Below are 1090 nucleotides of genomic sequence, written 5' to 3'. Positions count from 1 at the left end.
TGTACTCGGCCGGGAGGTTGGTGACGGTGGGGTTGGTGGGTTGACGTGGGGAAGACCTCCGGGTGCGGTGGAGATAGCCGTCTTCACCAGTCCGGAGGTCTTCGTGTCCCACCGTAACGCGCGTCTGAATTTGTATGGTCGGTTGTTGCTGGTTCAGCGGGTCTGTCATGATCGGCGGCCGGTGGCTCATGTCGCCAAGGAGCTGGGGGTTTCGCGGCAGTGCGCGCACCGCTGGGTGGCGCGGTTCCTGGCCGAGGGCGAGCCGGGTCTGCTGGACCGGTCTTCGCGGCCGCACAGGTGCCCACGCCGTACGACGGCCGCGCTCGAGGACCGGGTACTGCGCGAACGCCGGGCGCAGCGCCGCGGACAGGACTGGCTGGCCGCCGAGACCGGTGTGCCGGCCCGGACGGTGTCGCGGATCCTGCGCCGCCACCAGATCCCGTACCTGCGTGACTGCGATCCGCTCACCGGTGAACTGATCCGCGCCTCCAAGACCACCGCCGTGCGCTACGAACGCGACCGGCCCGGCGAACTGGTGCACATGGACGTCAAGAAGATCGGCCGCATCCACGACGGCGGCGGCTGGAGAGCGCACGGCCGCGAGCACGGCCAGACCGGGGCACAGAAACGGGCCCGGATCGGATTCGACTACGTCCACTCCCTCGTCGACGACCACTCCCGCCTGGCCTACTCCGAGATCCTCACCGACGAGAAGGGCACCACCTGCGCCGCCTTCCTGCTCCGCGCAGCCACCTACCTCACCGCTCACGGCATCACCCGCATCGAGCGCGTCATGACCGACAACCACATCAGCTACACCCGCGCACAGGCCGTCCGCGACGCCCTCGCCACCCTGAACGCCCAGCACGTGCTCATCCGGCCCCACTGCCCCTGGCAAAACGGCAAAGCCGAACGCTACAACCGCACCCTGCAAACCGAATGGGCCTACAGCCGCATCTACCTCACCAACACCCAACGAGCCGACGCACTGGCACCCTGGCTGGAGTTCTACAACAATCAACGCCGACACACCGCACTCGGCGGCCAACCACCCACCAGCCGACTGTCACCAACCTCATGACCGAGTACA

1 protein-coding gene is annotated in these 1090 nt (G+C 67.6%); it reads left to right on the top strand.

Going from position 1 to position 1090, the window contains the following annotated elements:
- The first annotated feature begins 103 nt into the window (after positions 1 to 103).
- A complete protein-coding gene (locus tag ACWCOV_RS41790; RefSeq protein ID WP_449834930.1) occupies positions 104 to 1081 on the top strand; it encodes an IS481 family transposase in 978 nt (325 codons plus the stop codon).
- The last annotated feature ends 9 nt before the right edge of the window (positions 1082 to 1090 follow it).

This window comes from Kribbella sp. NPDC002412, from assembly GCF_053592935.1.
The sequence above is the reverse complement of the archived record's forward strand: the minus strand, read 5'-3'. Positions and strand labels throughout refer to the sequence as shown.